The sequence below is a fragment of the Mangrovicoccus algicola genome, from assembly GCF_014903745.1.
Lineage (GTDB): Bacteria > Pseudomonadota > Alphaproteobacteria > Rhodobacterales > Rhodobacteraceae > Mangrovicoccus > Mangrovicoccus algicola.
Genome location: NZ_JACVXA010000146.1, coordinates 1 through 1051, shown reverse-complemented (window position 1 = coordinate 1051; position 1051 = coordinate 1). Strand labels below are relative to the sequence as shown.

General features: G+C 63.0%; 1 pseudogene. It reads right to left on the bottom strand.

The window, feature by feature from the left end:
• Positions 1–54 precede the first annotated feature (54 nt).
• Positions 55–987, bottom strand: a pseudogene (locus ICN82_RS21195) (IS5 family transposase).
• Positions 988–1051: the final 64 nt, after the last annotated feature.

The following is a 1051-nucleotide window of genomic DNA, read 5'->3' as shown; positions in this document are numbered from 1 at the left end:
GTCCTTGTTGAGCTATTCGACCGGTAAGACGAGGAGCCCCTATCTCTTCTGGCTTCAGGCCACGGCTTCGAACTCGGCCCGTGCGAGGGCCGAGAAGCGGTTCATGATTGCGATGCGGGTCTGGATTTCGGCAGTCTGGCGGTCGGGATCTCGTGACATGATCCGTTCGCCAAGTAGTTTCAGGCGGTTCATCTGGGCTTCGACGCGACTTCGCGTGTGATAGCCGACCCATTTCTTCTAGATCGACCGGCCCAAGCGACGTGTCGCCTTGAGGATGTCATTTCGCGAGATGGCGGCCGGGCAGTCCGGCTTCCAGGCGCGGCCATTCCGACGGATCGGTATGATCGGTTCCGCTCCGCGTTCGAGGATCGCTGCATGGCATCGGCGTGTATCGTAGGCTCCGTCTGCAGTCACCGTCTCGATGTCCTCAGCGGCCGGGATCTGCGACAGCAGCTCCGGCAGGATCGGGCTGTCGCCCTGTCGGCTCGACGTGAACTCGACCGCGCGAATGTCGCCGGTCGCGGTGTCCATCGCCAGATGCACCTTCCGCCACTCGCGCCTGCGCGTTGCGCCATGCTTGCGGGCCAGCCATTCGCCATCGCCGCGGAAGCGAATGCCGGTGCTGTCAATCAGTAGGTTCAGTGGCTGACCGGAGCATCGATACGGGATCTGAACCTTGATCCGGGCCTGGCGCCGACAGAGCGTCGAATGGTCGGGTGTCGGCCAGTCGAGCCCCGCCATCTCGATCAGGCTCGCCACCAGACCGACGGTCTGGCGGAGCGGCAGGCCGAACAGCACTTTCAACGTCAGGCAGGTCTGGATCGCGCTGTCGGAGAAAGTCTCGGGATGCCCGCGCTTTCCGCTGCGCTCCGCATGCCAGGTCATCTTCGGATCGAACCAGACCGATAGCGAGCCCCGTCTCCGCAGCGCCGCGTTGTAGTCCGACCAGTTCGTCGTGCGGTAGCGGGAGGTGGTAGACGTGGACATGCCGGAGACCTAACCCTCAGGATCCCAAAACTGAATCCCTGTCACCGATAAGTGCAACAAGGTC